The organism is Erythrobacter colymbi (assembly GCF_002155685.1).
GTDB lineage: Bacteria > Pseudomonadota > Alphaproteobacteria > Sphingomonadales > Sphingomonadaceae > Erythrobacter > Erythrobacter colymbi.
Map to the genome: position 1 here is coordinate 306792 of NZ_MUYK01000003.1, position 23875 is coordinate 330666.

The 23875-nt window shown below is 68.3% G+C and carries 23 protein-coding genes; 12 read left to right on the forward strand and 11 right to left on the reverse strand.

Annotation, left to right across the window (positions count from 1 at the left end; translation table 11 throughout):
• Positions 1–55: 55 nt before the first annotated feature.
• From BZF57_RS08175 to BZF57_RS08190, 4 genes are read right to left on the reverse strand one after another with little or no spacing between them, the layout of a single operon-like run.
• The gene (locus tag BZF57_RS08175; protein WP_086736606.1) at positions 56–1078 is read right to left on the reverse strand and encodes an aldo/keto reductase; all 1023 of its coding nucleotides are present in this window, start codon (positions 1076–1078) and stop codon (positions 56–58) included.
• Between the two features lie 10 nt (positions 1079–1088).
• The gene (locus BZF57_RS08180) at positions 1089–1829 is read right to left on the reverse strand and encodes an SDR family NAD(P)-dependent oxidoreductase (RefSeq protein ID WP_086736608.1); all 741 of its coding nucleotides are present in this window, start codon (positions 1827–1829) and stop codon (positions 1089–1091) included.
• A complete protein-coding gene (locus BZF57_RS08185; protein ID WP_086736610.1) occupies positions 1826–2179 on the reverse strand; it encodes a hypothetical protein in 354 nt (117 codons plus the stop codon). The genes BZF57_RS08180 and BZF57_RS08185 overlap by 4 nt, the downstream gene beginning before the upstream one ends.
• Before the next feature lies 1 nt (position 2180).
• Positions 2181–3323, reverse strand: a complete 1143-nt coding sequence (locus BZF57_RS08190; RefSeq protein ID WP_086736612.1) for an acyl-CoA dehydrogenase family protein — start codon at positions 3321–3323, stop codon at positions 2181–2183.
• 131 nt (positions 3324–3454) lie between these two features.
• On the opposite strand from BZF57_RS08190, the gene BZF57_RS08195 reads away from it, so the two are divergent.
• Positions 3455–3910, forward strand: coding sequence for a hypothetical protein (locus BZF57_RS08195; protein WP_086736614.1), 456 nt, complete (start codon positions 3455–3457; stop codon positions 3908–3910).
• Between the two features lie 58 nt (positions 3911–3968).
• Here BZF57_RS08195 and BZF57_RS08200 read toward each other — a convergent pair whose 3' ends face one another.
• The 5 genes from BZF57_RS08200 to BZF57_RS08220 form a co-directional block, all read right to left on the reverse strand.
• The gene (locus BZF57_RS08200) at positions 3969–4346 is read right to left on the reverse strand and encodes a hypothetical protein (RefSeq protein ID WP_086736616.1); all 378 of its coding nucleotides are present in this window, start codon (positions 4344–4346) and stop codon (positions 3969–3971) included.
• An 82-nt stretch (positions 4347–4428) separates the two neighbouring features.
• On the reverse strand, positions 4429–4809 hold the full coding sequence (locus tag BZF57_RS08205) for a peptidylprolyl isomerase (protein WP_086736618.1): 381 nt from the start codon (positions 4807–4809) through the stop codon (positions 4429–4431).
• A gap of 71 nt (positions 4810–4880) precedes the next feature.
• On the reverse strand, positions 4881–5696 hold the full coding sequence (locus tag BZF57_RS08210) for a ferredoxin--NADP reductase (protein WP_086736621.1): 816 nt from the start codon (positions 5694–5696) through the stop codon (positions 4881–4883).
• A gap of 153 nt (positions 5697–5849) precedes the next feature.
• On the reverse strand, positions 5850–6911 hold the full coding sequence (locus BZF57_RS08215; protein WP_240505897.1) for a Fe(3+) ABC transporter substrate-binding protein: 1062 nt from the start codon (positions 6909–6911) through the stop codon (positions 5850–5852).
• A 46-nt stretch (positions 6912–6957) separates the two neighbouring features.
• A complete protein-coding gene (locus BZF57_RS08220) occupies positions 6958–7977 on the reverse strand; it encodes an ABC transporter ATP-binding protein (RefSeq protein WP_240505898.1) in 1020 nt (339 codons plus the stop codon).
• Between the two features lie 65 nt (positions 7978–8042).
• Here BZF57_RS08220 and BZF57_RS08225 point away from each other — a divergent pair, with 65 nt between their 5' ends.
• The 6 genes from BZF57_RS08225 to BZF57_RS08245 all read left to right on the forward strand — a co-directional run bounded on the left by BZF57_RS08225 (position 8043) and on the right by BZF57_RS08245 (position 15137).
• Positions 8043–9674, forward strand: coding sequence for an ABC transporter permease (locus tag BZF57_RS08225; protein ID WP_240505899.1), 1632 nt, complete (start codon positions 8043–8045; stop codon positions 9672–9674).
• A 150-nt stretch (positions 9675–9824) separates the two neighbouring features.
• Positions 9825–10826 (forward strand): magnesium chelatase ATPase subunit I, encoded by a 1002-nt coding sequence (gene bchI, locus BZF57_RS08230; protein ID WP_086736627.1) that lies wholly within the window; start codon positions 9825–9827, stop codon positions 10824–10826.
• Positions 10823–12532, forward strand: a complete 1710-nt coding sequence (locus BZF57_RS08235; protein ID WP_086736629.1) for a magnesium chelatase subunit D — start codon at positions 10823–10825, stop codon at positions 12530–12532. The genes bchI and BZF57_RS08235 overlap by 4 nt, the downstream gene beginning before the upstream one ends.
• Positions 12529–13401 (forward strand): alpha/beta fold hydrolase BchO, encoded by an 873-nt coding sequence (bchO, locus tag BZF57_RS08240; protein WP_086736631.1) that lies wholly within the window; start codon positions 12529–12531, stop codon positions 13399–13401. Before BZF57_RS08235 ends, bchO begins: the two co-directional genes overlap by 4 nt.
• A 13-nt stretch (positions 13402–13414) precedes the next feature.
• Positions 13415–13573: a hypothetical protein gene (locus tag BZF57_RS21085; RefSeq protein WP_156076240.1), complete on the forward strand. Its 159-nt coding sequence runs from the start codon at positions 13415–13417 to the stop codon at positions 13571–13573.
• 10 nt (positions 13574–13583) lie between these two features.
• Complete coding sequence (locus BZF57_RS08245) at positions 13584–15137, forward strand: hypothetical protein (protein WP_143738420.1); 1554 nt, start codon at positions 13584–13586, stop codon at positions 15135–15137.
• Here BZF57_RS08245 and BZF57_RS08250 read toward each other — a convergent pair.
• Together BZF57_RS08250 and crtD are read right to left on the reverse strand one after the other, a co-directional pair.
• The gene (locus tag BZF57_RS08250; protein ID WP_086736635.1) at positions 15134–15949 is read right to left on the reverse strand and encodes a hydroxyneurosporene dehydrogenase; all 816 of its coding nucleotides are present in this window, start codon (positions 15947–15949) and stop codon (positions 15134–15136) included. The genes BZF57_RS08245 and BZF57_RS08250 overlap by 4 nt on opposite strands.
• Positions 15950–15972: 23 nt before the next feature.
• Positions 15973–17538: a 1-hydroxycarotenoid 3,4-desaturase CrtD gene (gene crtD / locus BZF57_RS08255; protein WP_086736638.1), complete on the reverse strand. Its 1566-nt coding sequence runs from the start codon at positions 17536–17538 to the stop codon at positions 15973–15975.
• 95 nt (positions 17539–17633) lie between these two features.
• Between crtD and BZF57_RS08260 the strand changes: the two genes are divergently transcribed.
• From BZF57_RS08260 to bchZ, 5 genes are all read left to right on the forward strand, one after another.
• Positions 17634–18758, forward strand: a complete 1125-nt coding sequence (locus BZF57_RS08260) for a methyltransferase (RefSeq protein WP_086736640.1) — start codon at positions 17634–17636, stop codon at positions 18756–18758.
• A 127-nt stretch (positions 18759–18885) separates the two neighbouring features.
• Complete coding sequence (bchC, locus tag BZF57_RS08265) at positions 18886–19833, forward strand: chlorophyll synthesis pathway protein BchC (protein WP_086736642.1); 948 nt, start codon at positions 18886–18888, stop codon at positions 19831–19833.
• Complete coding sequence (locus BZF57_RS08270) at positions 19827–20822, forward strand: chlorophyllide a reductase iron protein subunit X (protein WP_419180106.1); 996 nt, start codon at positions 19827–19829, stop codon at positions 20820–20822. Before bchC ends, BZF57_RS08270 begins: the two co-directional genes overlap by 7 nt.
• Positions 20819–22348: a chlorophyllide a reductase subunit Y gene (bchY, locus tag BZF57_RS08275; RefSeq protein WP_143738422.1), complete on the forward strand. Its 1530-nt coding sequence runs from the start codon at positions 20819–20821 to the stop codon at positions 22346–22348. Before BZF57_RS08270 ends, bchY begins: the two co-directional genes overlap by 4 nt.
• A 67-nt stretch (positions 22349–22415) precedes the next feature.
• Positions 22416–23861: a chlorophyllide a reductase subunit Z gene (bchZ, locus tag BZF57_RS08280; RefSeq protein WP_086736645.1), complete on the forward strand. Its 1446-nt coding sequence runs from the start codon at positions 22416–22418 to the stop codon at positions 23859–23861.
• The last annotated feature ends 14 nt before the right edge of the window (positions 23862–23875 follow it).

Consider the following 23875-nt stretch of genomic DNA (forward strand, 5'->3'; position numbering starts at 1 on the left):
TGTGACGCGTTTGTGACTGGATTTCAGGCGTGTGTCACAATCGCAGGATTTCCTCTCAGCCGGTCACGCTCACCTGATCCATTGCAGGCATCGGCATGCCCATGCCGGTCGGGAACTTCGGGCGATAGGGCGCTTCGAGCGGGGCGATCTCTTCCGGCGAAAGGGTGATGTCGAGCGCGCGGACAGCGTCGGCGATGTGCCCGGGCTTGGTCGCGCCGATGATCGGAGCGGTTACCCCGGGTTTGGCGAGATGCCACGCAAGGCCGACGCTTGCCATCGGCACGCCCCGCGCCGCCGCGAGCGCCTGCACCGCATCGACCACCGCGCGATCCGCCGCGTCCTCCGCCTTGTAGAGCGCCTTGCCGACCACGTCGGTGTCGCTGCGCACCGTGCTCTCGCCCCAGGGCCGCGTCAGCCGTCCGCGCGCCAGCGGGCTCCACGGGATCACCCCCACGCCCTGATCGGCGCACAGCGGCAGCATCTCGCGCTCTTCCTCGCGGTAGAGGAGATTGAGCTGGTTCTGCATGGAAATAAACCGCGTCCAGCCATTGGCGCGCGCTGTCTCCTGCGCCTTGGCGAACTGCCACGCGAACATCGACGAGGCGCCGATGTAGCGCGCCTTGCCCGCCTTCACGATGTCGTGGAGCGCCTCCATCGTCTCCTCGATGGGGGTGACATCGTCCCAGCGGTGGATCTGGAACAGGTCGACATAGTCCATCCCGAGCCGCGCAAGGCTGTCGTCGATCGCCTGCATCAGCGCCTTCCTCGACAGCGCGCCGCAATTGGGGGCGTTGCGCCACACGCCGAAGGCCTTGGTGGCGACCACGATCTCGTCACGCCGCGCCATTTCCTCGAGCAGCTTGCCGGTGATCTCCTCGGACGTGCCACCCGAGTAGATGTTGGCCGTGTCAAAGAAGTTGATCCCCGCCTCCAGCGCCTCGCGGAAAAACGGCCGCGCGGCTTCCTCCCCCAGCACCCAGTTGCCGTGCCAGCCCTTGGTGGTGTCGCCATAGGACATGCAGCCGAGGCACAGCCGCGAGACGGTGAGGCCCGAGCGGCCGAGGCGGGTGAATTGCATGGGTGTCTCCTCAGGAGAGGGTAAGGCCGCCGTCCACCACCAGCGTCTGGCCGGTGATGTAGGCGGAGAGCGGCGAGGCGAGGAACAAGGCGGCGCCAGCCATGTCCTCCGGCGTGCCCATGCGGCGCAGGGGGATCTTCTTCAGGCTCGCTTCGAGGCGCTCTGGGTGGTCAGTGGTCACGCTCGTGAGCTTGGTCGGCACCAGCCCCGGGGCGATGCCGTTCACCCGGATGCTATCGCGCGCCCAGGCTTCGCCCAGCGTCTTGGTGAGGCTCGCCGCACCCGCTTTGGAGGCGGCATAGGCGGGCGTGCCGATGGTCGATTTGAACGCGGCGACGCTGGAGACGATGATGATCCGGCCCTTGGCCTTGGCCAGCGCGGGGTGGAAGGCGCGTGCGGCGTCCATCACCGAATTGAGGTTGATGTCGACCACCGCGTCCCAGCCCTCGCGGGTGAATTCCTGCCGCCCGTAGCGCACCGTTCCCTGACACAGCACCAGCACATCGAGCGGGCCGAATTCCGCCGCGAGCCACCCCGCCGCGTCGCGATCGGTGAGGTCCAATTGGCGGTAATCAAGGCCGGTAAAGTCGCTGTCCTCGGCCTCCAGATAGTCGCCGAAATCGGGCCGGGTGCCGGTGACGGTGACGCTTGCGCCCCGCTGCCGGAAACCGTGGGCGATGCCGTTGCCGATCCCGCTCGACCCGCCGATGACGAGGATGCGGCTGCCGGTGAAGTCTAGGGGGTCGGTCATTGTTGATCTCCGGTGATAACGATACCCTCGCCGACGAAGCGGCCCTCCCAGACATAAAATCGGCGAGCGTGCTTTATGGCCTGTGCGCCTTGCTCCGAAAGGAAGGCGAGATTCACACGGCGCTCCGTTCCCGGTAGGAAGGGGCTGCCCGAGAACTGCATCCGAACGTCCCAACCGCCAGCACTCGTGTCCCGCGAAGCGAAAACCGGACAGCGGTAATCGTCGAGAACGGCCTGGGTCTTGCCGCCTTCATTCTCGGGATAAAGCCTGACATCGGCAATCAGATAAGCTGCTCCTGATCCGGATTTCTCACTTCCCATCACAGAAAGGCTGCCCTTCCCTGCCGCCACCTCAGATACTCCGCGAGATCACTTCCTTCATGATCTCGTTCGTGCCGCCGAAGATCCGCGTCACGCGCGCGTCGCGCCACAGCCTCGCGATGGCGTATTCGTTCATGTAGCCCGCCCCGCCGTGGAGTTGCAGCGCGGTGTCGCAGCATTCCCACTGAAGGTCGGTGTGCCACAGCTTGGCCGCGCTCGCCTCGTCGGTGGTGAGCTCGCCCGCGAGGTGCTTGCGGATCGCCCAGTCGAGATGCGCCCAGCCCACCTGCAGCTTGGCCTTCAGGTCGGCGAGGGTGAACTTGGTGTTCTGGAACTCGAACACGGTCTTGCCGAAGGCCTTGCGGTCCTTGGTGAACTTCACCGCCTCATCAAACGCCCTCTGCGCCGCCGCCTGCGCGCCGACCGCGATGCCGAGCCGTTCCTGCGGCAGCTCCTCCATCAGGTGCACGAAGCCCATGCCTTCCGCGCCGAGGATATTGGTCATCGGCACGCGGCAATCGTTGAAGAACAGCTCCGAGGTATCGGCGGCGTGCTGGCCGATCTTGTCGAGATTGCGCCCGCGCTCGAAGCCGGGGGTGTCGGCGTCGACCAGCACGAGGCTGATCCCCTTCGCGCCCTTCTCGGGATCGGTCTTGGCGACCACGATCACGCAATCGGCGTTCTGGCCGTTGGTGATGTAGGTCTTCGAGCCGTTTATGACGAGGTGGTTGCCGTCCTTCTTGGCCGTGGTGCGGGTGCCCTGAAGGTCGGAGCCTGCGCCCGGTTCGGTCATGGCGATCGCGGTGATGATGTCGCCGCTGACCATGCCGGGGAGATACTTGGCGCGCTGTTCATCGTTGCCGAGGCGCTCGAAATAGTTCGCCGTGATGTCGTTCTGGAGCGTGAAGCCGGCCGACGAGCCGAGGTAGGACAGCTCCTCGGTCAGCACGCAGTTGAAGCCGAAATCGAGCCCGAGCCCGCCGTTCTCCTCCTTCACCGTCATGCACAGCATGCCGGCATCGCCCATCTTCTTCCACACGTCGCGCGGGACGATGCCGTTCGCCTCGTGCTCGTCCATGTGCGGGGTCAGATGCTCGGCAAAGACCTTGCGGACGGTGTCGCGGAAAGCCTCGTGGTCTTCGTTATAGGCGGTGCGATAGGAGGTCGCGAGCATGGGGGTTCTCTCCGGAGAATGGGTTTTGATTTGCCACGATTGAACAGGGGGTGCGCGCGGGGGTCAAGTGCGAAATTGGGGGAGGTGCGGGTGTAATGGCGTGGCAGCAGCAGAAGTGCTAGGATGCCGCCATGGCGCTCAAACATCTGCGATTTTTTATCGGAATAGTTGCGATAGCGTGTGCTGGCTGCGCGTCGGACACGACAAGCATCTGCCAGATGCCGGCAAATCGGCATTTCTGGCAGGGGACGGATGTCCATTGGAGCGGTGAAATCATCGATATCAGCGCACCTCCCCACGGGAGCAGCGTGTGGTTCACCGACTATCGTTGCGGGATGAATGTCAGACTTGATCCAGTCGTTGTGCCGACGCTCTACGCCACAGGTGATGACTGGGACGGGCACAGTGCAGTGGCGGATTTCGAAGTCGCGGGCCGTCTGTCATATCAGGACGGGGACGTTGTGTTTGTGCCAACTTCGCTCAAGCAAACGTCGGCTTGGGCGAGTGGCGAAGGTTTTTATGCCTACATGCGCAAGCGGCTCGCAACGCTTGCCGAAAACGGCGTTATCGAGTCTCCGCCCGAGTAGCCGTCATTCCTGCGGACGTTCGGTCCCGGGACGGCAAGCACGGGGCGACGAAAGGCGCTCAACTCCGCTGGCAGAGCACCAGCACGCGCAGGGTGTTGCCGCTGCCGGTGAAGACGGGGGTCGCGTGGCCCACGGGGAGGTTTTCGAGCACCGGGCGCAGCTTGGGCGGGAGCTGTTCCGGCGAGACGCGGGCGTTGCGGACCACCTCGGCGCCCAGTTCGGCGGCGACCTTGACGGCTTCGGGGCAGGAACGGATCGCCTCCATCCGCGAGCGGAACTCGCCCGAGGCGACCTTGCCCGGCTTCAGCGAAATCTGGAGCAGCGCGTAGATGACGGGCGCAGGCTCGGCCTCCGGCAGAGCTTCAGGCGCGCGCTGCGCGGCGGCGGGCGCGACCAGCACAAGGGCAGCGAGCCATGTGGCGATGATGCGGGCCATACCCCTCCCCCGATCCGGTGACGATGCGCTTCCTTAGAAGCGCCGGGAGCGAGGTTCAACTGCGGTGGGCGACCGTCCGTCCTCAGGCCCGGCCGCAGATCACCAGCACCCGCAGCTGGCCGTCCTTGCCGCTGAACAGCGGGGTCGGCTGACCGGTCGGCAGCTTCTTGAGGATCGCAGCAAGGTCGATCGGCAGTTGCGAGCCGCGCACATAGGCGTTGCGGGTGATGTCCGCGCCCAGCGCGCCCCCGACCTTCACCGCGTCATCGCACGACCGGATCGTGTCGACCTGTGCCTTGAAGGCCTCGGCCGGGACCTTGTCGGGATCGACCGAGAGCTGCACCAGACTGTAATTGGGCACGGAAGACGCGCCCTCCTGCGAGACATATTGCTGCGCGAGCACCCCCACGGGCGCGAGGGCGGCGGCGATCACGGCGGCAGCGGGAACGAGACGGTTCAGCATGGCAATCTCCTTCGGTGCGCAAAGGTGATGCCAAATCACTGAACCGTCAATGAATTATGCCGTCCCGCGCGTCAGCCCACGAAGGCCCGTTCGATCACGAACTGCCCGGGCTTGTTGTTCGCGCCCTCTTCGAAGCCGCGGCGTTCGAGATCGGCGGCGTGGTCCTTGATCATCGCCATCGAGCCGCACAGCATCACGCGGTCCTCGTCGGGAACGAAGCGCTGCGGGCCCTTGGACTGTTCGAACAGACGGCCGTCGTCGATCAGTGCCTGGATGCGGCCCTGCGTGCGGAAAGGCTCGCGGGTCACCGTGGGGACATAGATCATCCGCGCGCGGTCTTCGTCCTCGAGCAGCGGATCGCCTTCGAGCTTCGATTCCAGCAGCTCGCGATAGGCGAGCTCGTTCACGTTGCGCACGGAATGCACCACGATCACTTCCTCGAACATCTGGTAGACCTCGGGATCGCGCACGAGGCTCATGAAGGGCGCAAGCCCGGTGCCGGTCGAGAGCATGAACAGCCGCTTGCCCGGCAGCAGCGCGTCGGTGACGAGGGTGCCGGTCGGCTTCTTGCCGAGGTAGATCGGATCGCCGACCTGAATGTGCTGGAGCCGCGAGGTCAGCGGGCCGTCCTGCACCTTGATCGACAGGAATTCGAGCTCCTCGGCATAGGACGGCGAGGCGACCGAATAGGCGCGCAGCAGTGGCTTGCCGTTGTCACCCGGCAGGCCGATCATCACGAACTCGCCCGAACGGAAGCGGAAACTCGCGGGGCGCGTCATCTTCAGGCTGAACAGCCCGTCGCACCAGTGGTGGACATCGGTGATGGTCTCGACGGAGAGCGCTGCGCTTTCGGTGAACTGGTCGCGAGTCAGAGCGGTTTGGGTCAAGCGGGGCCTCGGATACAGCTATGGGGCCGCCCGGGAGGGGCAGCGGATCGGGCGCGCAAATGGACTAGTGGCGCGCGCCCTTCAAGACAGATTAGCGATAGGACGTGAAAGCGGGCCTTGATCGCGCGCAAATCGGGCAAATCCGCCCTGCCCTCAATTCCAGCGCGCGGCGTTGTAGATTTCGACCGCCTTGGCCTCGTTCTTCCCGATCTGCGAGGCGGGCAGCGTGTCGGGTTTGAAGGTGCCGAGCTTCTCCACCGCCGAAGTCGGCGCGACGCCCTTGGCCGCGGGATATTCGTTGTTGTCGCCCGCGAGGAACTTCTGCGCGCTGTCCGAGGCGAGGTATTCGAGGAACTTGACCGCATTGGCGCGGTTGGGGGCGGTCTTGACCACGCCTGCGCCGCTCATGTTCACATGGGTGCCGGTGGTCGCCTGGTTGGGGAAGATGATGCCGACGGCGTCGAGCACCTTGCGCTTTTCCGGCGTGTCGAAGCGCGCGAGGTAGTAGGTGTTGACCAGCGAGATGTCGCACTCGCCCGCCGCGACCGCCTCGATGTTCGACATGTCGTTGCCTTGGGGCGCGCGGCTGAAGTTGGCGACGACGCCCTTGGCCCATGCCCCCGCCTTCGCCTCGCCGTCATGCGCGATGATGCTGGCGAGCAGCGCGATGTTGTAGACGCTGGAGGAGGAGCGCATGCAGATGCGGCCCTTGAACTCCGGCTTGGCGAGATCCTCGTAGGTCTCGAGCCCCGCAGGCTTGCCCTTGGCCTTGTTGTAGATGACGATCCGCGCGCGGGTGGTGAGCGCGATCCAGCGGTTCTGCGGATCGCGCAAGCTGGCGGGGATGCGCTCTTCCAGAACCTTCGATTCGACCGGAGCGAGGATGCCCGCCTCTTCCGCGCGCCACAGGCGGCCGGCATCGACGGTGATGAACAGGTCGGCAGGGCTGTATTCGCCCTCGGCCGCGATGCGTTCGATCAGGGCGTCGGCATCGGCCTCGATGCGGTTGACCTTGATGCCGGTCTGCCTCGTGAAATCCTCGTAGAGCGCCAGATCGGTGTCGTAGTGGCGCGCGGAATAGACGTTGATCTCGCCGGTGACGGGGACGGCCTCGCTCTTGGAATCGCCGCCATCGGCACAGCCGCCGAGCAGGCCGAGGGTGACACCCGCAAGCGCGGCGAGGAACAGGTTCTTCATGGGGAGAGGCTTTCGCATGGCTATTTGCGAATGACTTGCAATATTATCGCGCGCCGCGCAAGGCCTATGTGCGGGCAAAGGCCCTGACGCTCTCGGGATCGGGGAGGACGCTGTAGTGCTTGGCCGGATCGACCGTCATCGCCGTCTCCACCGTCACCGCCGCGCCGTCGGCCCCGTCGAGCAGCACGCGGCTCCTCGCACCCAGCGGATGGACATCGCGCACCCGCCCGCCGCGCATGTCGGGCACGGGCACCAGCCGGTCGGCCTGCACCAGCAGATCGAGCAGCGGCGCATCAGGCAGCGCGCCGCCGACGCTCGCGAGCGGCCACAGGCCGAAGGGCGTGTCGAGCCCCTCCTCCGTCCACCGCCCGGCGATCACCTGCGCGCCCGAGAAGATCGCGCCGACGCTGGCGGTGGCGGGGCTTTCGTGGAGCTCCTGCGGCGTGCCGAACTGGACGATGCGGCCCGCCTCCATCACAGCGATCCGGTCAGCCACGTCGAGCGCCTCGGACGGGTCATGCGTCACCAGCACCACGGTCGAGCCTGCCTCGCGCAGCAGGATGCGACATTCGCGGCGCAGGCTCCGGCGCAGCACGATGTCGACGCTGGCGAAGGGCTCGTCCATCAGAAGCACCTGCGGCCCCGGTGCCATCGCCCGGGCGAGTGCGGCGCGCTGCTGCTGGCCGCCCGAAAGCTCGTGCGGGTAGCGGGTGCCCATGCCCGCAAGGCCCACCTTGGCGAGCCAGCCATCGGCCTCGCCGCGGCGCTCCCTCGGCAGGCCGAAGGCGACATTGGCGCGCAGGGTCATGTGCGGGAACAGCGCGCCGTCCTGAAACACCAGCCCCACCGGGCGCGCCTCGGGCGCGGGGTTGTGCGCGCTGTCCGCCAGCACCTCGCCCCCCAGAGCGATCTCGCCCTGCTGCACCCGCAAGAGTCCCGCCGCGAGGCCGAGCAGTGTTGACTTCCCGCAACCCGACGCGCCAAGCAGACAGGTGATCTCCCCCGCGGGCGCGGTGAAGCTTACGTCCTCCAGCGCCCGCACCGCACCGTGAGCATGGGCAATATGACGAAATTCGAGGCTCAATGGCGCTGTCCGCAGATTTATCGGTAGGCCGCCTTAGGCGAACTGCCAGCGCGCCTGCAAGCGGGGTGGCAAGCGGCGCGGGCGGCTGGACGCTGGCTGCGCTGGTGCTGGCGGCGCTGGTCGGCCTGCCGATCGCCGCGATCGCCTGGGCGGCGCTGACGGGCGGCGACGGCGGCGAGACACTGGGCGCGCTCGCCGAGACCGTGCTCCCCACCTACATCGCCAACACCGCGCTGCTGATGCTGTGCGCTGGCACCATCGCCGCGGTGACGGGGACCGGCTGCGCATGGCTCGTCGCCGCGACCCGCTTCCCCGGCCGCCGCCTGCTGAGCTGGGCGCTGGTGCTTCCCCTCGCCCTCCCCGCCTATCTCGCCGCCTATATCTACGCCGCCCTGCTCGACTTCGCGGGGCCGGTGCAGAGCGCCCTGCGCGCCGGCATGGGATGGAGCGCGGGCGATTACTGGTTCCCCGACATCCGCTCGCTGGGCGGCGGGGCCTTCGTGCTGGGCTTCGTGCTCTATCCTTACGTCTACCTCCTCGCTCGGACAGCCTTTGCGACCCAGAGCCTCACCCAGTTCCGCGCCGCGCGCAGCCTCGGGGCCACGCCAACACGGGCGTTCTGGCGCGTCGCCCTCCCCGCCGCGCGCCCGGCCATCGCGGGCGGCCTCGCACTGGTGCTGATGGAGGTGCTCGCCGATTTCGGCGTGGCCGAATACTTCGCCATCCCCACCTTCTCGACCGGCATCTTCCGCAGCTGGCTGGCGATGGGCGACAAGGCGAGCGCGCTCAAGCTCGCGGGCGTGATGCTGGTCTTCGTGATCGCGCTGGTGGCGTGGGAAGCGCAGACCCGGCGCGGGCGCAGCGACAGCCGTGACGGCCTCGCCAACCGCCGCGACGCCGAGCCGCTGGTGCACCTCTCGCCGCTGGGCAAGGGGCTGGCGATGATCCTGTGTGCGGTGCCGGTGCTGATCGGCTTCGTCCTACCTGCGGGCTACCTCGTGAGCCTCGCCATGGCGCCGACCGCGCAGGGCGGCGCGGGAGAGCTTGGCGCCTATCTCGAAGGCAGCCTGTGGCTCGGGGCGACTGCTGCGCTGGTGTGCCTTGCCGCCGCACTGCTGCTCGCCTTCGCCCGCGCGCGCTCGGGCTCGCGCCTCACCGCGAGCGCGATCCGGCTGGCGACGCTCGGCTATGCCTTGCCCGGTGCGCTGCTCGCCGTGGGCCTGCTCGCGCCGCTGGGAGCCTTCGACCGCACGCTTACCGGCTTTGCCCGCGACAATCTCGGCTGGAGCGGCGGACTGCTGTTGACGGGGACGAGCGCGGTGCTGGTTTATGCCCTTTCGGTGCGCTTCATGACGGTCGCCTACAACACGGTCGGCGGGGGCCTTGCGCGCATTCCCCCGGGGCTCGATGCCGCCGCGCGGAGCCTCGGCGCGGGGCCATCACGGGTGCTGGCGCGGATCTATGCGCCGCTCCTCGCCCCGAGCCTCGCTGGCGCCGCGGCGCTGGTCTTCATCGACACCCTGCGCGAGCTTCCCGCAACGCTGATCCTGCGCCCCTTCAACCTCGAAACCCTCGCCACCCGCACCTATCGACTGGCAGGCGACGAGCGGCTGGTCGAGGCGGCGATCCCGGCGCTGATCCTGTTGGCGGCGGGGCTGCTGCCGGTGCTGGTGCTCAACCGGCTGGGGAAGCGGTAAGCTCCATCCTCCGTTCGTGTCGAGTGAAGTCGAGACACTTCGCAAGGGCCTCTCGACTACGCTCGAGGCGAACGGAGAAAGACAAAACTGTCCAGCTAGCTTGTCACTTCCGCTTGTCCAAAGCCTCCGGAAGGTTCACAAGCGTTAGGAATGGCACGCTTCCCCTTCTCCGCGATCGTCGGTCAGGACGAGATGAAACAGGCGCTGCTGATCGCGGCGGTGGACCCTTCGATTGGCGGCGTGATGGTCTTCGGCGACCGCGGCACCGGCAAGAGCACCGCGGCGCGCGCGCTTGCGGGCCTGCTGCCGCCGATCATGGCAGCGGACGGCTGCCCCTATGGTGCCTCGAAGGACGATCAGGCGCGCTATCCCGACGTCTGCGGTCAGGGCAAGCTGGTGAAGCGCCCCGTGCCCTTCGTCGACATGCCCTTGGGCGCGACCGAGGACCGCGTGATCGGCTCGCTCGATCTCGAACGCGCGCTGCGCTCGGGCGAGAAGGCGTTCGAGCCCGGCCTGCTGGCGAAGGCCCATCGCGGGTTCCTCTACATCGACGAGATCAACCTGCTCGAAGACCACCTCGTCGACCTGCTGCTGGATGTCGCGGCTTCGGGCGAGAACGTGGTCGAGCGTGAGGGGCTGTCGGTCCGCCACCCCGCCAAGTTCGTGCTGATCGGCAGCGGCAACCCCGAGGAAGGCGAATTGCGCCCGCAGCTGCTCGACCGCTTCGGGCTCTCGGTCGAGGTCCGCACCCCCAAGGACATCGAGACCCGCATCGCGATCATGAAGCTGGTCGCCGAGAACGAGGCCGACCCGGAGGGCTTCGCCGCGCGCTGGGCGGGCGAGGACGAGGCGATCCTCAACAGGGTCGCCAAGGGCAAGGCGCGCTTGCCCAAGCTGGTGCCGGGCGAGGAGGTGCTGCGCGATGCCGCCGAGCTGTGCCTTGCGGTGGGCGCCGATGGTCTACGCGGCGAGCTCACCCTGATGCGCGCGGCACGGGCGCTGGCGGCGCTTGAAGGCGCGAAGAAGGTCACGCGCAAGCATCTGATCGCCATCGCCCCCTCGGCCCTGCGGCACCGCTTGCGCCGCGATGTGCTCGACGAGACGGGTTCCACAGTGCGCATCACCCGGGCGATCGCCGAGCTCTTCGGATGACCCCGCACCCCGCCGCTGCCGCCGATCCGCTCGACGATGCGGTGCTGGCGGCGCGGCTGTTCGTTCTGGCGCCCGACACTTTCAAGGGACTGGTGCTGCGCGGGAGCAGCCCGGCGCGCGAGGCGCTGGTCGCCGCGCTCGCCGAGGCGCTCCCCTTGCGCCGCCTGCCGGGCCATGTCGATGACGAGCGGCTGCTGGGCGGGATCGACCTTGCCGCCAGTCTCTCCGCCGGACGGCCTGTCCGTCAGACCGGGCTGATCGAGGAAGCCCGCGGCGGGGCGCTGATAGCAGGCATGGCCGAGCGGATGGACGCCAGCATCGCAGGCCGCCTGGCCCAGGCTCTCGACGAGGGCGGCACCGCACTCGTCCTGCTCGACGATGCGGTGGAGCCCGAGGAGGCCCCGCCTGCGGGCCTCACCGAACGCCTCGCCTTCATGTGCGACCTTTCGGCCTCGCGCCGCTGGCAAGGGGTGGCGCTGGCACCGGCTGGCGCTGCGCTCGCCGATATCGCGCCTTTGGACGATGCCGCGCTCTCGGCGCTGGCCGCCACGGCCAATGCGCTGGGTGTCGAATCCCTGCGCGCCCTGATCCACGCTGGCGAGACCGCGCGCGGGCTGGCGGCGCTGGCGGGGCGCTCGGCTATCGACAAGAGCGACCTCGCGGGCGCGGTGCGTCTGGTGCTCGCCCCGCGCGCCACGCGCCTGCCGCCGCAGGAGCAGGAGGCTCCGCCCCCCGAAGACCAGCCGCCCCCGCCTGACAGCCAGCATGACGACCCGTCCGACGGCGAGCAGCAGCAACAGGAACTGAACCTCTCCGAGATCCTCGTCGAGGCGGCCAAGGCCGCGATTCCGGCGGGGCTGCTCGAGCAGCTTGCAGGGGGCAAGGCCCCGCGCCGCGCGCAGTCGAGCGGCACCGGGCAGAAGCGCAAGGCGGCGACGCGCGGCAAGCCGCTGGGCGCAAGGCCGGGGATGCCGCGCGGGGGGCACAAGCTGGCGCTGATCGATTCCCTGCGTGCCGCCGTCCCGTGGCAAGCGGTGCGGCGGCGCGAACTGGGCGCAGATGCCGATGCCCCCTCCGTTGGCCCGATCATCATGCGCAAGGAAGACCTGCGCATCCGCCGCTTCGAAGAGCGCGCCGCGCGCGTCACGATCTTTGCGGTCGATGCGAGCGGATCAGCGGCAGCGGCTCGCCTCGCCGAGGCCAAGGGCGCGGTCGAGCTGATGCTGGCGCAGGCCTATGTCACCCGCTCGGAGGTCGCGCTGGTCGCCTTCCGCGGCACCTCGGCCGAGCTGCTGCTGCCTCCCACCCGCTCCCTGACCCGCGCGCGCCGGACGCTGGCCGAACTGCCCGGCGGCGGGGGGACGCCGCTGGCGCTCGGGCTCAACGCCGCGCGCGAGGTGGCAGAGGCGGTGATCGCCAAGGGGAGGAGCGCCGCGTTGGTGATCCTCACCGATGGCAGAGCCAATATCACCGCCGATGGCTCCCCCGGCAGGCCACAGGCCGCCAAGGATGCCGAGACTGCCGCCAGAGCCATCGCCGCAAGGGGGATCGACAGTCTCGTGGTCGACATCTCCGCCCGCCCGGGCCCCGAGGGCGCCGCGCTTGCGCAGGCACTGGACGGCCGCTTCCTCGCCCTCCCCTGCGCCGACGCGCGGATGCTCAAGCAGGCGATCGACGCCGTTCAACCCTCGGCCCGCGCGGCATGAGCGCGCTCGACTGGGGGCGTGAGGGGCTGATCTGGCCCCACCGCGAGACAAGCCAGTTCATCCGCACCGGCAGCGCACGCTGGCATGTGCAGCGGATGGGCTCCGGCACGCCCCTACTCCTCCTCCACGGCACAGGCGCCTCGGTCCATTCGTGGCGGGGCCTCATGCCGATCCTCGCGCGAAGCCATGACGTCATTGCGATGGACCTCCCCCGTCACGCCTTTACCACCGGGCACGATGCCTATGCCATGAGTCTGCCTGCAATGGCGCGTGAGGTCGCGCGGGTGCTGGAGGCGCTGGAGGTGACGCCGGACGCCATCATCGGCCATTCCGCTGGCGCGGCGATTGCGCTGCAACTGGCGCTCGATCACGGCCACAGCGGGCCGATCGTCGGCCTCAGCGCCGCCTTGCGCCCCTTCCCCGGCGCGATGGCCCAAATCTTCCCGGCCATCGCCAAGACGCTGTTCGTCAACCCGCTGGTGCCGCGCATCTTTACCGGCAGCATCGATCTGGTCGGCGGGGCCGAGAAGTTCCTGTGGCGCTCGACCCATTCGCGGATCGATGCCGCGGGGCTCGCCTGCTACCGCACGCTGCTCAAACATCCCGGCCATGCGGGCGGGGCGCTGGCGATGATGGCAAACTGGGACCTGCCCGCCCTGCGAGAGCGGATGGCTGAGGTGCGCAATCCCGTGCTGCTGCTCCACGGCGCCAACGATCCCGCCATCCCGCCCGATTGGGCGCGCGATGCCGCAAGCTGGCTGCCCGCCGCGCGGCTGGAACTTCTCCCCGGCCTCGGCCATTTGGCGCACGAGGAAGATCCCGCTAAGGCGGCCGCTCACATCGCGGCCTTCCTTGCGGCTGCGCATTAGACAAGGGAGCGCCATGAACTACGGCTGGATCGAGATCGTGCTGTTCTATGGCGGCGCCATCACCTTCGGCGTGTGGCAATGGCTCAAGATGGACCGGATGCTGAAGAAGACCCGCGCGGAGAAAGCCGCGAAGGATGCTGCCGAGCGCGAGGGTGAAGGCCCCGCCGCCTGATCCCCTGACGATGTCCGAAGCGCCCGCTTTCCCGTCCCCCGCCCCCGCCCGCGCGCTACCGGCATGGGCGGGCTTTGCGCTGCTGTGCCTCGCCTCGCTTGCGTCGCTGCTGCTGGTGGGCCTGCCGCCGCTCACCGACCTTTACGGCCACCTCGGACGCTTCGCGATCCAGACCGAACTGGCGCAGCGCCCCGCGCTCCAGCCGTTCTTTTCCTATGACTGGAAGCTGATCGGCAACCTCGGCAGCGATCTGCTGGTCGAGGCTCTGCACCCGCTGCTGGGGCTCGAGAGATCGGTGCGCGCCGCGGTGCTGCTGACCCAGTTGCTGGCGAGCGCGGGGGTGCTGGCGGTGAGCCGCGCGGTGCACGGGCGGATCACGCCCTTCGCCATCGCCGCGCTGCCGCTGATCTACGGCTATCCCTTCAACTTCGGTTTCCTCAATTTCTCGCTCGGCATGGCGCTGGCGCTGCTCGCCTTTGCGGGATGGCTGACCCTGCGCGCGGACGGACGAGGCGTGCTCGCGGGCGTGTGGCTGGCGCTGGCGGGAGCGGCGATCTGGCTGTGCCATACCTATGGCTGGGTGTTCCTTGGCCTGCTTGCCGGTGCAACAATGCTCGCCGAGGTCTGGGCGGCGCGCACGCCTCCCTTCCGCGCGGTCCTGCGCATCCTTGCCGCGTGCTGGCCGCTGCTGCTGCCGCTGGTGCCGATGCTGCTGTGGCGCGCGGGTGCGGATGCGGGCGGCGGAGCGGTCACGGGCGACTGGTCGGCGGGGATGAAGCTGGTGTGGCTGATCTCGGTCCTGCGCACCCGCTGGATGGTGCCCGACCTTGGCGGAGCGCTGTTCCTTGCGGGGCTGATCTACTGGACAGCGCGGCGGCATGCGGGAGCGATCAACCCGCGCATGGGCGTTGCGGCGCTGCTCTGCGCGATGGGCTTCATGGTCCTGCCGATGAACGTGTTCGGATCAGCCTTCGCCGACATGCGGCTTGCCCCCTACGCTTTCATCGTCGCTCTGCTGGCGCTCTCCCCTGCCGCCCTCACCCCGCGCGCGCGGCAGGTGGTGGGCACGCTCGCGCTCAGCTTCTTCGCGCTGCGGATGGTGACGACGGGGCTCGCCTACAGCGCGCAGGAGCGCGAGGTCGCCGCGCATCTGCCCGCGCTCGATGCCATGCCGGAAGGCGCGCGGGTGGCGTTTCTGGTGGTGAAACCGTGCGAGGCAGGCTGGCCGCTCCCCGTGCTCGACCACCTCGGCAGCCTCGCGCTGGTGCGGCGCAATGTCTTCGCCAACGACCAGTGGGACGTGCCCGGGATGAACCCGCTCAGGGTGCATTATCCCGCTGCCGAACCCTATGCGCGCGATCCCTCGCAGGCGGTGCTGCCCGATGGCTGCCCGGCCGATCCGGCGCGCACCCTGTCGCGCACGCTCGCCGCGCTGCCGCTCGGGGCCTTCACCCATGTCTGGATCGTCGGCGAACTGCCGCCCGCGATGCCCGTCCCTGCCGGGCTGACCCCCGTGCCGGTCGCGGGCGAAGGCAGGCTCTACGCCGTCAGGCCCGCCGCCTAGCGCTTGCGGCGCGGCATCCGGTAGGGGAGCATGAACTGGACGAGGCGGCTGGAGAAGCGGCGCATGTCGAGGCTCTCCTGCACCGCGACCACCTCCTCGCCGAGGAAGCGCGAGGCAAGCTCGGAGCGGGCGTAGAAAGGCGTATCCTCCCATGTCCGGCGCACCTCGGCGACGCCGATGTCGGAGCGGGTGCGGCGCGTGATGCCCCACTTGCTGTCGGGGAGCGCCGCAATCGGCGGCAGCTCCACCGGCTCGGGCACGCCGTGGCGGTCGAACCGCAAGGCGCTGGCGAACAGCGATCCGTCCCCCCGCTCGCCCTCGTAGCACACCAGCGCGCCTTCCTTGAGATGCGCCCTCGACCAGTGCCAGGTGTTGAAGCCGGTCTCCAGCGGCTCGGCCCCGCGGTTGTGGTCGAGATAGGCCTTGCCGCTCCAGCTGATGCCGGGCGAGGTCATGGCGACCTCGATCCGCGCGCAGGGGGCAAGGCAGTGCCAGATGTGGTTCTCGTTCCGGTCGAGCGCGAAGGCGGCGCGGTTGAGCATTTCGGGGAACACCCGCACCGTGCCCCGCACCGGACGCTGCCACGGCACGAACAGGCGCGTGTCGCCCTCGACGATGTCGATGGTGAGCGCGCCGTTCTCCCAGCGCACGTTGGAGGGGCCGATGGCGAGGCTGGAGGCATCGCGTGCAACCGTGTCGCGCCGCCGCTCGGTCATCGCCCAGCGCGCCTGCGGGCCGTAGAGCGCGACATTGAGGGCGCAGTGATCGAGCGGATCGCCCCGCCCGCTCTTCTTGTAATAGGGCGAGAACACGCTGCCCAGAAAGGCGATGATCGTCAGCCCGTGCTGCCCGTCGTCGCTGATGGCATCGACATACCACCAGGAGTAGCCGCCCGCGGGGATGTCCTCGTCGAAGCGAGGTCCTTCGCGATCACCCGCGCGGCCAGCTGCCCGGACAAGGCTGCCATGGGGACGCCGGCCGCCGGATGGGTCGCCCCGCCCGTGCAGTAGAGCCCTGGCAGACGGGTCTTCGGCCCCTGCCGCTGGAAGGAGGCCGCCCAGCCGTGCGACGCTCTGCCATAGAGGGCGCCGCCCGTGGCCGGGAAGAGGTGCTCCCAGTCCTGCGGGGTCATGAGCCGATGCGGGAAGGCGTCTTCCAGTGTCAGGCCGCAGCGCCTGAGCGTCGCCATCATGCTTCGCGTGCATCGCTCTCTCTCCTCGGGGGTATAGGTGTGAACGTCTCCATCGGCGGGGGCGTTGACGATGATCTGGAGGCGCTCGCGACCGGTTGGTGGCGGCGCATGATGGTCGGCACCGCGATCGATGGCGCAGACATAGACGGTGGGCTCGGAGGGCGTGGCCCCGGCGCCGATCTCGCGGAACTCGCGCGCGTAATCGCGCGAGAAGAAGACGTTGTGATGGGTGAGGTCGAACCCGCGCGTCTCGGCATGGGCATACCACACCAGCGCCGAGAGCGAGCGTTTGGCGGGCGGGATCGCCGGCACCGCGCGGCTCGCCGCCTCGCCGAAGCGGCCGGTGGCGAGCGCGGATGGATCGCCGTTGCAGATCACGATGTCGGCAGGGACGACTTCGCCGCTCGTGAGCCTCACCCCGCTGGTGCGGCCCCTGGCGGTGAGCACTTCGGCCACCCCTGCCCCCGTGCGGACCCGCGCACCCTGCCGCTCGGCCAGACCCGCCAGCGCCTTGGCGAGCGCATGAATCCCGCCCTCGATCAGCCACACGCCGCGCGCCTCGACATGCGCGATCAGCATGAGCGTAGCGGGTGCGCTGAAGGGGGAGGAGCCGCAATAGGTCGCATAGCGCCCGAACAGCTGTTGCAGGCGCGGGTCTTTGAAATGCTCGCCGAGCGCCTTCCACATCCCGTCGAAGGGCCGCATCGCCAGCATCTCGGGGAGCTTGGTGAGCCCCATGCGCCACATCATCGGCAGCGGCGTGCTGGCCTTGTCGCCGCGCAGGAAGGGCTCCTCGAGCACGTTGAAGATGCGCGCTGCCTCGGCAGTGAAGGCGCGGTAGCCGCGCGCCGCCTCGGCTCCGGCGAAGCGGCCGACGGCCTCGGCGCTCGCTTCGGGATCGGCGAAAAGGTCGAGCGTGCCGCTATCGTCCCACGCATGGCGGGCGAGCACCTCGGCCTTGCGGACGCTGACATGGTCCTCGAGCCGCGCGTTCCCGCAGGCGGCGAAGATCTCGTCGAACACGGCCCGGTAAGTGAACACGGTCGGCCCGCCATCGACCGGCGCGCCATCGACCTCGACCCGGCGTGCCTTGCCGCCGACCCAGGTCTCCTTCTCGAAGACGGTGACATCCGCGCCGCGCGCAGCCAGCAGGGCGGCGCTGGTAAGACCGCCAATGCCTGCTCCGATCACGGCGACTCGCGCGTTCACTTGCCCTCGCTCCCGTCGATCCTCGCGATTATCATTGACCTTACGGCTCCATCTGTCCAATTATTTAGACATATGATGTGTAAAGAGCCCCGCAAGTGAGCCTCTGGGCCGATCTCAAGCTGGGTTATGTCGCCAGACGCAACCGCGTCTTCTCCTCGCCGAAGTTCCAGCACTGGGCCGCGCGCCTGCCGGTGATCCGCTGGATCGCGACGCGCCGCGCGGCGGGGGCCTTCGACCTTCTGGCGGGCTTTGCCTATTCGCAGGTGCTGCGCGCCTATGTGGAAGGCAGGCTGTTCGAGGTGCTGAAGGACGGGCCGCTCTCCGCCGCCGCGATCGCCCCGCGCCTCGGCCTGTCGGAGGCCGCCGCACTTACCCTGCTGCGCGCGGGTCGCCCACTGATGCTGTCGGAGGAGCCTGCCCCCGATCACTGGATGCTCGGCGAGCAAGGCGCTGTATTCGCGACCAATCCCGGCGTGCAGGCGATGGTGCGTCACCACCGGCTGCTCTATGCCGATCTCGCCGATCCGATGGCGCTGCTGCGCACCGACCGCGCCGAGCCGACGTCGCTCTCGCGCTTCTGGACCTATGCAGGCGCGCTCCAGGGCGCGACCGAGCGGGGGGAGGATACGGCGGAGTATTCCGAGCTGATGGCCGCCTCGCAGCACTTCGTCGCAGACGAGGTGCTGGCGACGGTGGCTTTCCGCGATGTCGAACGCCTGCTCGATGTCGGCGGCGGGCACGGGGCCTTCCTGCGGCACATCGGCACGGCCTGGCCGCACCTGCAGCTCGGCCTGTTCGACCTGCCGGAGGTGGTCGAGACCGGCGCCAAGGTGCTCGGCGAGGCGGTAGGCCGGGCGCGCGTCACTCCGCATCCGGGCAATTTTTTCAGTGATTCTATACCGCAAGGGTATGACATGGTCTCGCTGATCCGGATCCTCCACGATCACGACGATGCGCCTGCGCAGGCCCTCCTCGCCAATATCCGCAAGAGCCTCGCCCCCGGCAGCCGCCTGCTGATCGCCGAGCCGATGGCGCGCATCCCCGGCGCGGAGGCGATGGGGGAGGCGTTTTTCGGGCTCTACCTGTGGGCAATGGGATCGGGCCGCCCGCGCAGCCCGGCCGAGATCATCGCCATGACGCGCGCCGCGGGTTTTACCGCCGCACGCTTCGTCGCAACCGCGCAACCGGTCAACGCAAGCGTGATTATCGCCACCGCGTGACGAAAAGTTGTCCAGTCAGTTTGACAGTTGGGAACGTAAGGCGTAGCACACAGTTGGGAGAACGTAGCTGCGGGGTTTTCGACTCGGCGTTCGCGCCTCGAATTCCACCTCAGGGGAGACCGAGGACATGAACACGCTGGCCGTCATTCTCGAAGCACCGGAGCGCCTCGCTCTGCGTGCGCTTGAGATGAAGCCGGTGGAGGCCTCGGACGTTCTCGTCGAGATCGCCTGGAGCGGGATCAGCACCGGCACCGAAAAACTGCTCTTCACAGGCCGCATGCCGCCCTTCCCGGGCCTCGGCTATCCGCTCGTGCCGGGTTACGAATCCGTCGGCCGCATCGTGGACGCAGGGCCCGAAGCCCGCGCGCGGATCGGCGACTGGGTCTTCGTTCCGGGAGCGAATTGCTACACCGATGCGCGCGGCCTCTTCGGGGGCACCGCGCGCCGCGTGATAGTGCCGTCGGCGCGGGCGTTGCCGATCCCCGAGCACCTCGGTGAAGCCGGGGTGCTCTGTGCCCTCGCGGCGACGGCACTACACGCGATCAAGGGCGGCTTTGCCCGCCGCGAGGCGCTGCCCGACCTCATCATCGGCCACGGCGTGCTCGGTCGTCTTCTCGCCCGGCTGACGCTGGCATTGGGCGGCGCGGCGCCGACCGTGTGGGAAACCAATCCCGCCCGCCGTTCGGGTGCCACGGGCTACAATGTCATCGACCCCGCCGCCGACGAGCGCCGCGATTACCACGCGATCTACGACGCGAGCGGTGATGCGGGCCTGATCGACGATCTCATCATGCGCCTTTCCAAGGGCGGGGAGATCGTTCTGGCGGGCTTCTATTCCGAGCGCGTCAGCTTCGCCTTCCCCGCCGCCTTCATGCGCGAGGCGCATTTCCGCGTCGCCGCCGAATGGCAGCCGGGCGACCTCGCCGAAACGCGGGCGCTGATCGAATGCGGGAGGCTCGATCTCAAGGGCCTCGTCACCAACCGGCGCCCTGCCGGCGAGGCGCTCGACGCCTACCCCCAAGCCTTCAGCGATCCCGATTGCCTGAAGATGGTTCTCGATTGGAGCGAATGCTGATGTCCGTGCTTGATACCCAGGCGGCCAACCTTCGCGACGAGGCCTCGCACGAACCCGATCCGGTCCACACCGGCGAGGTGAAGAGCGAGACGCAGATCATCGCGATCTACGGCAAGGGCGGCAGCGGCAAGAGCTTCGCGCTCGCCAACCTCTCCTACATGATGGCCCAGCAGGGCAAGCGCGTGCTGCTGATCGGCTGCGATCCCAAGAGCGACACCACCAGCCTCCTGTTCGGCGGCAAGGCAACGCCCTCGATCATCGAGACCTCCAGCCGCAAGAAGCTCGCGGGCGAGGAAGTGCGCATCGAGGATGTGTGCTTCCAGCGCGACGGCGTCTTCGCGATGGAACTCGGCGGCCCTGAAGTCGGGCGCGGCTGCGGCGGTCGCGGGATCATCCACGGCTTCGAAACGCTCGAGAAGCTCGGCTTCCACGACTGGGGCTTCGACTACGTACTGCTCGATTTCCTCGGCGACGTGGTGTGCGGCGGCTTCGGCCTGCCGATCGCCCGCGACATGTGCCAGAAGGTTATCGTGGTCGGCTCGAACGACCTGCAATCGCTCTACGTGGCGAACAACGTCTGCCAGGCGGTCGAATACTTCCGCAAGATGGGCGGGAACGTCGGCGTGGCGGGCATGATCGTCAACAAGGACGATGGCACGGGCGAGGCGCATGCCTTCGCCGAGGCCGTGGGCATTCCGGTTCTGACCGCGATCCCCGCCAACGAAGACATCCGCCGCAAGAGCGCGAATTACCAGATCATCGGCATCCCCGGCGGCGAATGGGGCAGCCTGTTTGAAACTCTGGCCGAGAATGTCGCCACCGCTCCCCCGCTGCGCCCCAATCCGCTCGATCAGGACGGCTTGCTCGGCCTGTTCAGCGCAGACGTAGTCGGCGGCAATGTCGAGCTCGTTCCTGCGACCCAGGCCGACATGCGCGGCGGCGTGTTCGAAACCCGCCCGAGCCTCGAAGTGGTCTACGACGAGGCATGAGCGACCATTCCGCCTTTGACGCGCCCCAGCGCTCCGCCGACCGGATCGATCTCGATCCCGGTGCGGGCGCCTGCGCCTCGAAGGACACCATGAACGAGGCCGCCCGCGCCGCCGGCAAGAGCGAGATCCTCGATCAATATGCGGCCGACTACCCCGTCGGCCCGCATGACCAACCCCAGTCCATGTGCCCCGCGTTCGGGTCACTCCGGGTGGGCCTGAGAATGCGGCGCACTGCGACCGTGCTCTCGGGCTCGGCCTGCTGCGTCTATGGCCTGACCTTCACCTCGCACTTCTACGGCGCGCGGCGGACGGTTGGCTATGTGCCCTTCTCCTCGGAAACGCTGGTCACCGGCAAGCTGTTCGAGGACATCAAGGAATCGGTCGAGGGCCTCGCCGATCCGGAAAACTACGACGCGATCGTGGTCACCAACCTGTGCGTCCCCACGGCGAGCGGCGTGCCGCTGCGGCTGCTCGGAAAGCAGATCAACGGCGTCAGGATCATCGGCATCGATGTCCCCGGCTTCGGCATCCCGACCCACGCGGAAGCCAAGGACGTGCTGGCGGGCGCCATGCTGCAATATGCGCGCGAGGAAGTGATGTCCGGCCCCGTGGCCGCCCCGCGTGAACGCTCCGACCTGCCCTCGGTGGCGCTGCTGGGCGAGATGTTCCCGGCCGACCCCGTGGTGATCGGCCAGATGCTCGCGCCCCTCGGCCTTGCCGCTGGCCCCGTGGTTCCGACCCGCGAATGGCGCGAGCTTTATGCCGCGCTCGATTGCGCCGTCGTCGCCGCGATCCATCCCTTCTACACCGCCTCGATCCGCGAATTCGAAGCCGCCGGACGCCCGGTGATCGGCTCGGCCCCGGTGGGCGCGGATGGCACCGCCGCCTGGCTGCAATCGCTGGGCGATGTGATGGGCCTGCCGCAAGCCAAGGTCGACGGCGTAAAGAACGCGATGGTTGCCGCCTGCAAGGGCGCGCTCGCGAACATGCCGATCAAGGGGCGCATCACCGTCTCGGGCTATGAAGGCTCCGAGCTTTTGGTCGCCCGCCTGCTGGTCGAAAGCGGCGCGGACGTGCGCTATGTCGGCTCCGCCTGCCCGCGCACCAAGTGGTCGGATGCCGACCGCGAATGGCTCGAGGCGCGCGGCGTGCAGGTGCAGTTCCGCGCGAGCCTCGAACAGGACATCGCCGCGGTCGAGGAATACCGCCCCGATCTCGCCATCGGCACGACCCCGGTGGTGCAGCACGCCAAGCAGCGCGCCATCCCCGCGCTCTATTTCACCAACCTGATCTCCGCCCGCCCCCTGATGGGCCCGGCGGGCGCGGGCAGCCTCGCCACGGTCATCAACGCCGCGATGGGCAACAAGGCGCGCTTCGATGCGATGCGCGACTTCTTCGAGGGCGTCGGCACCGAACATGCCGCGGGCGTGTGGGAAGACCTCCCCGTCGACCGGCCCAAGTTCCGCAAGAAATACGCTGCCTTGAACGAGGCCGCGCGCAAGGCATCGGAGGCGATCGGCACATGACGCTCGTCCTCGATCACGGCTTTATTGGTTTCGTCGTGCTCTCGTCACGTTGCGCGGGAGGCAAGGCATGACCTTGGTCCTCGATCACGACAGGGCAGGCGGCTACTGGGGCGCCACCTACGTCTTCACCGCGGTGAAGGGGTTGCAGGTGATCATCGACGGCCCGGTGGGCTGCGAGAACCTGCCCGTGACCTCGGTGCTGCACTACACCGACGCCCTGCCTCCGCATGAGCTCCCCATCGTCGTCACCGGCCTTGGCGAGGAAGAGCTCGGCAAGACCGGCACCGAAGGCGCGATGAAGCGCGCATGGAAGACCCTCGATCCCGAGCTGCCCGCTGTGGTGGTAACGGGCTCGATCGCCGAGATGATCGGCGGCGGCGTCACGCCCGAGGGCACCAATATCAAGCGCTTCCTGCCGCGCACCATCGACGAGGACCAGTGGCAGAGCGCCGACCGCGCGCTGACTTGGCTGTGGACCGAATTCGGCCCCAAGAAGATGCCCGCCCGCCGCGAACGCCGCGAGGGCGAGAAGCCGGTCGTCAACATCATCGGGCCCTCCTACGGCATGTTCAACATGCCGAGCGATCTGGCCGAGATCCGCCGTCTGGTCGAAGGCATCGGCGCGGAAGTCGGCGTGGTCTTCCCATTGGGCACACACCTTGCCGACATCGCCAAGCTGGCGAACGCGGACGCGAACGTGTGTCTCTACCGCGAGTTCGGCCGCAACCTGTGCGAAACGCTCGAGCGGCCCTATTTCCAGGCCCCCGTCGGCCTGTCGCAGACCACCAAGTTCCTGCGCGCACTCGCCGCCGAGCTCGGGCTTGATCCCGAGCCCTTCATCGAGCGCGAGAAGCACACCACCATCAAGCCGCTGTGGGACCTGTGGCGCTCGGTCACGCAGGACTTCTTCGGCACAGCAAGCTTCGGCATCGTCGCCAACGAGACCTATGCCCGCGGCATTCGCCACTTCCTCGAGGACGACATGGGCCTGCCCTGCGCCTTCGCCTTCTCGCGCTGTGCGGGGGTGAAGCCGAAGAACGAGGACGTGCGCGCCGCAATCCGCGCCAACCCGCCGCTCGTCATGTTCGGCAGCTACAACGAGCGCATGTACATGGCCGAGTGCGGCGCGCGCGGGATGTATATCCCGGCGAGCTTCCCGGGCGCCGCGATCCGCCGCCACACCGGCACGCCCTTCATGGGCTATTCGGGCGCGACCTATCTGGTGCAGGAAGTGTGCAATGCGCTGTTCGACGCGCTGTTCCACATCCTCCCGCTCGGCACCGACATGGACAAGGTCGATGCGACGCCGGTCAGGAACGAGGCCCAGTTGACCTGGGACAATGACGCCAAGGCCAAGCTCGACCAGCTTGTCGAGGCCCAGCCGGTGCTGATCCGCATCTCCGCCGCCAAGCGCTTGCGTGACGCGGCCGAGCGGACCGCGCGCCAGCGCGGCGAGACCACAGTTACGGCAGATTGCCTCGCCGAGGCACTGCTCGAAGGAACGGGAGCATGACGATGATGCAACCG

Excerpts from the sequence above, each read along its gene's own strand:
- BZF57_RS08175 (WP_086736606.1), bottom strand. The coding sequence starts at position 1,078 with ATGCAATTCACCCGCCTCGGCCGCTCGGGCCTCACCGTCTCGCGGCTG.
- BZF57_RS08180 (WP_086736608.1), bottom strand. The coding sequence starts at position 1,829 with ATGACCGACCCCCTAGACTTCACCGGCAGCCGCATCCTCGTCATCGGC.
- BZF57_RS08190 (WP_086736612.1), bottom strand. The coding sequence starts at position 3,323 with ATGCTCGCGACCTCCTATCGCACCGCCTATAACGAAGACCACGAGGCT.
- BZF57_RS08195 (WP_086736614.1), top strand. The coding sequence starts at position 3,455 with ATGGCGCTCAAACATCTGCGATTTTTTATCGGAATAGTTGCGATAGCG.
- BZF57_RS08200 (WP_086736616.1), bottom strand. The coding sequence starts at position 4,346 with ATGGCCCGCATCATCGCCACATGGCTCGCTGCCCTTGTGCTGGTCGCG.
- BZF57_RS08205 (WP_086736618.1), bottom strand. The coding sequence starts at position 4,809 with ATGCTGAACCGTCTCGTTCCCGCTGCCGCCGTGATCGCCGCCGCCCTC.
- BZF57_RS08215 (WP_240505897.1), bottom strand. The coding sequence starts at position 6,911 with ATGCGAAAGCCTCTCCCCATGAAGAACCTGTTCCTCGCCGCGCTTGCG.
- bchI (WP_086736627.1), top strand. The coding sequence starts at position 9,825 with ATGGCACGCTTCCCCTTCTCCGCGATCGTCGGTCAGGACGAGATGAAA.
- BZF57_RS08235 (WP_086736629.1), top strand. The coding sequence starts at position 10,823 with ATGACCCCGCACCCCGCCGCTGCCGCCGATCCGCTCGACGATGCGGTG.
- bchO (WP_086736631.1), top strand. The coding sequence starts at position 12,529 with ATGAGCGCGCTCGACTGGGGGCGTGAGGGGCTGATCTGGCCCCACCGC.
- BZF57_RS21085 (WP_156076240.1), top strand. The coding sequence starts at position 13,415 with ATGAACTACGGCTGGATCGAGATCGTGCTGTTCTATGGCGGCGCCATC.
- BZF57_RS08245 (WP_143738420.1), top strand. The coding sequence starts at position 13,584 with ATGTCCGAAGCGCCCGCTTTCCCGTCCCCCGCCCCCGCCCGCGCGCTA.
- bchC (WP_086736642.1), top strand. The coding sequence starts at position 18,886 with ATGAACACGCTGGCCGTCATTCTCGAAGCACCGGAGCGCCTCGCTCTG.
- BZF57_RS08270 (WP_419180106.1), top strand. The coding sequence starts at position 19,827 with ATGCTGATGTCCGTGCTTGATACCCAGGCGGCCAACCTTCGCGACGAG.
- bchY (WP_143738422.1), top strand. The coding sequence starts at position 20,819 with ATGAGCGACCATTCCGCCTTTGACGCGCCCCAGCGCTCCGCCGACCGG.
- bchZ (WP_086736645.1), top strand. The coding sequence starts at position 22,416 with ATGACCTTGGTCCTCGATCACGACAGGGCAGGCGGCTACTGGGGCGCC.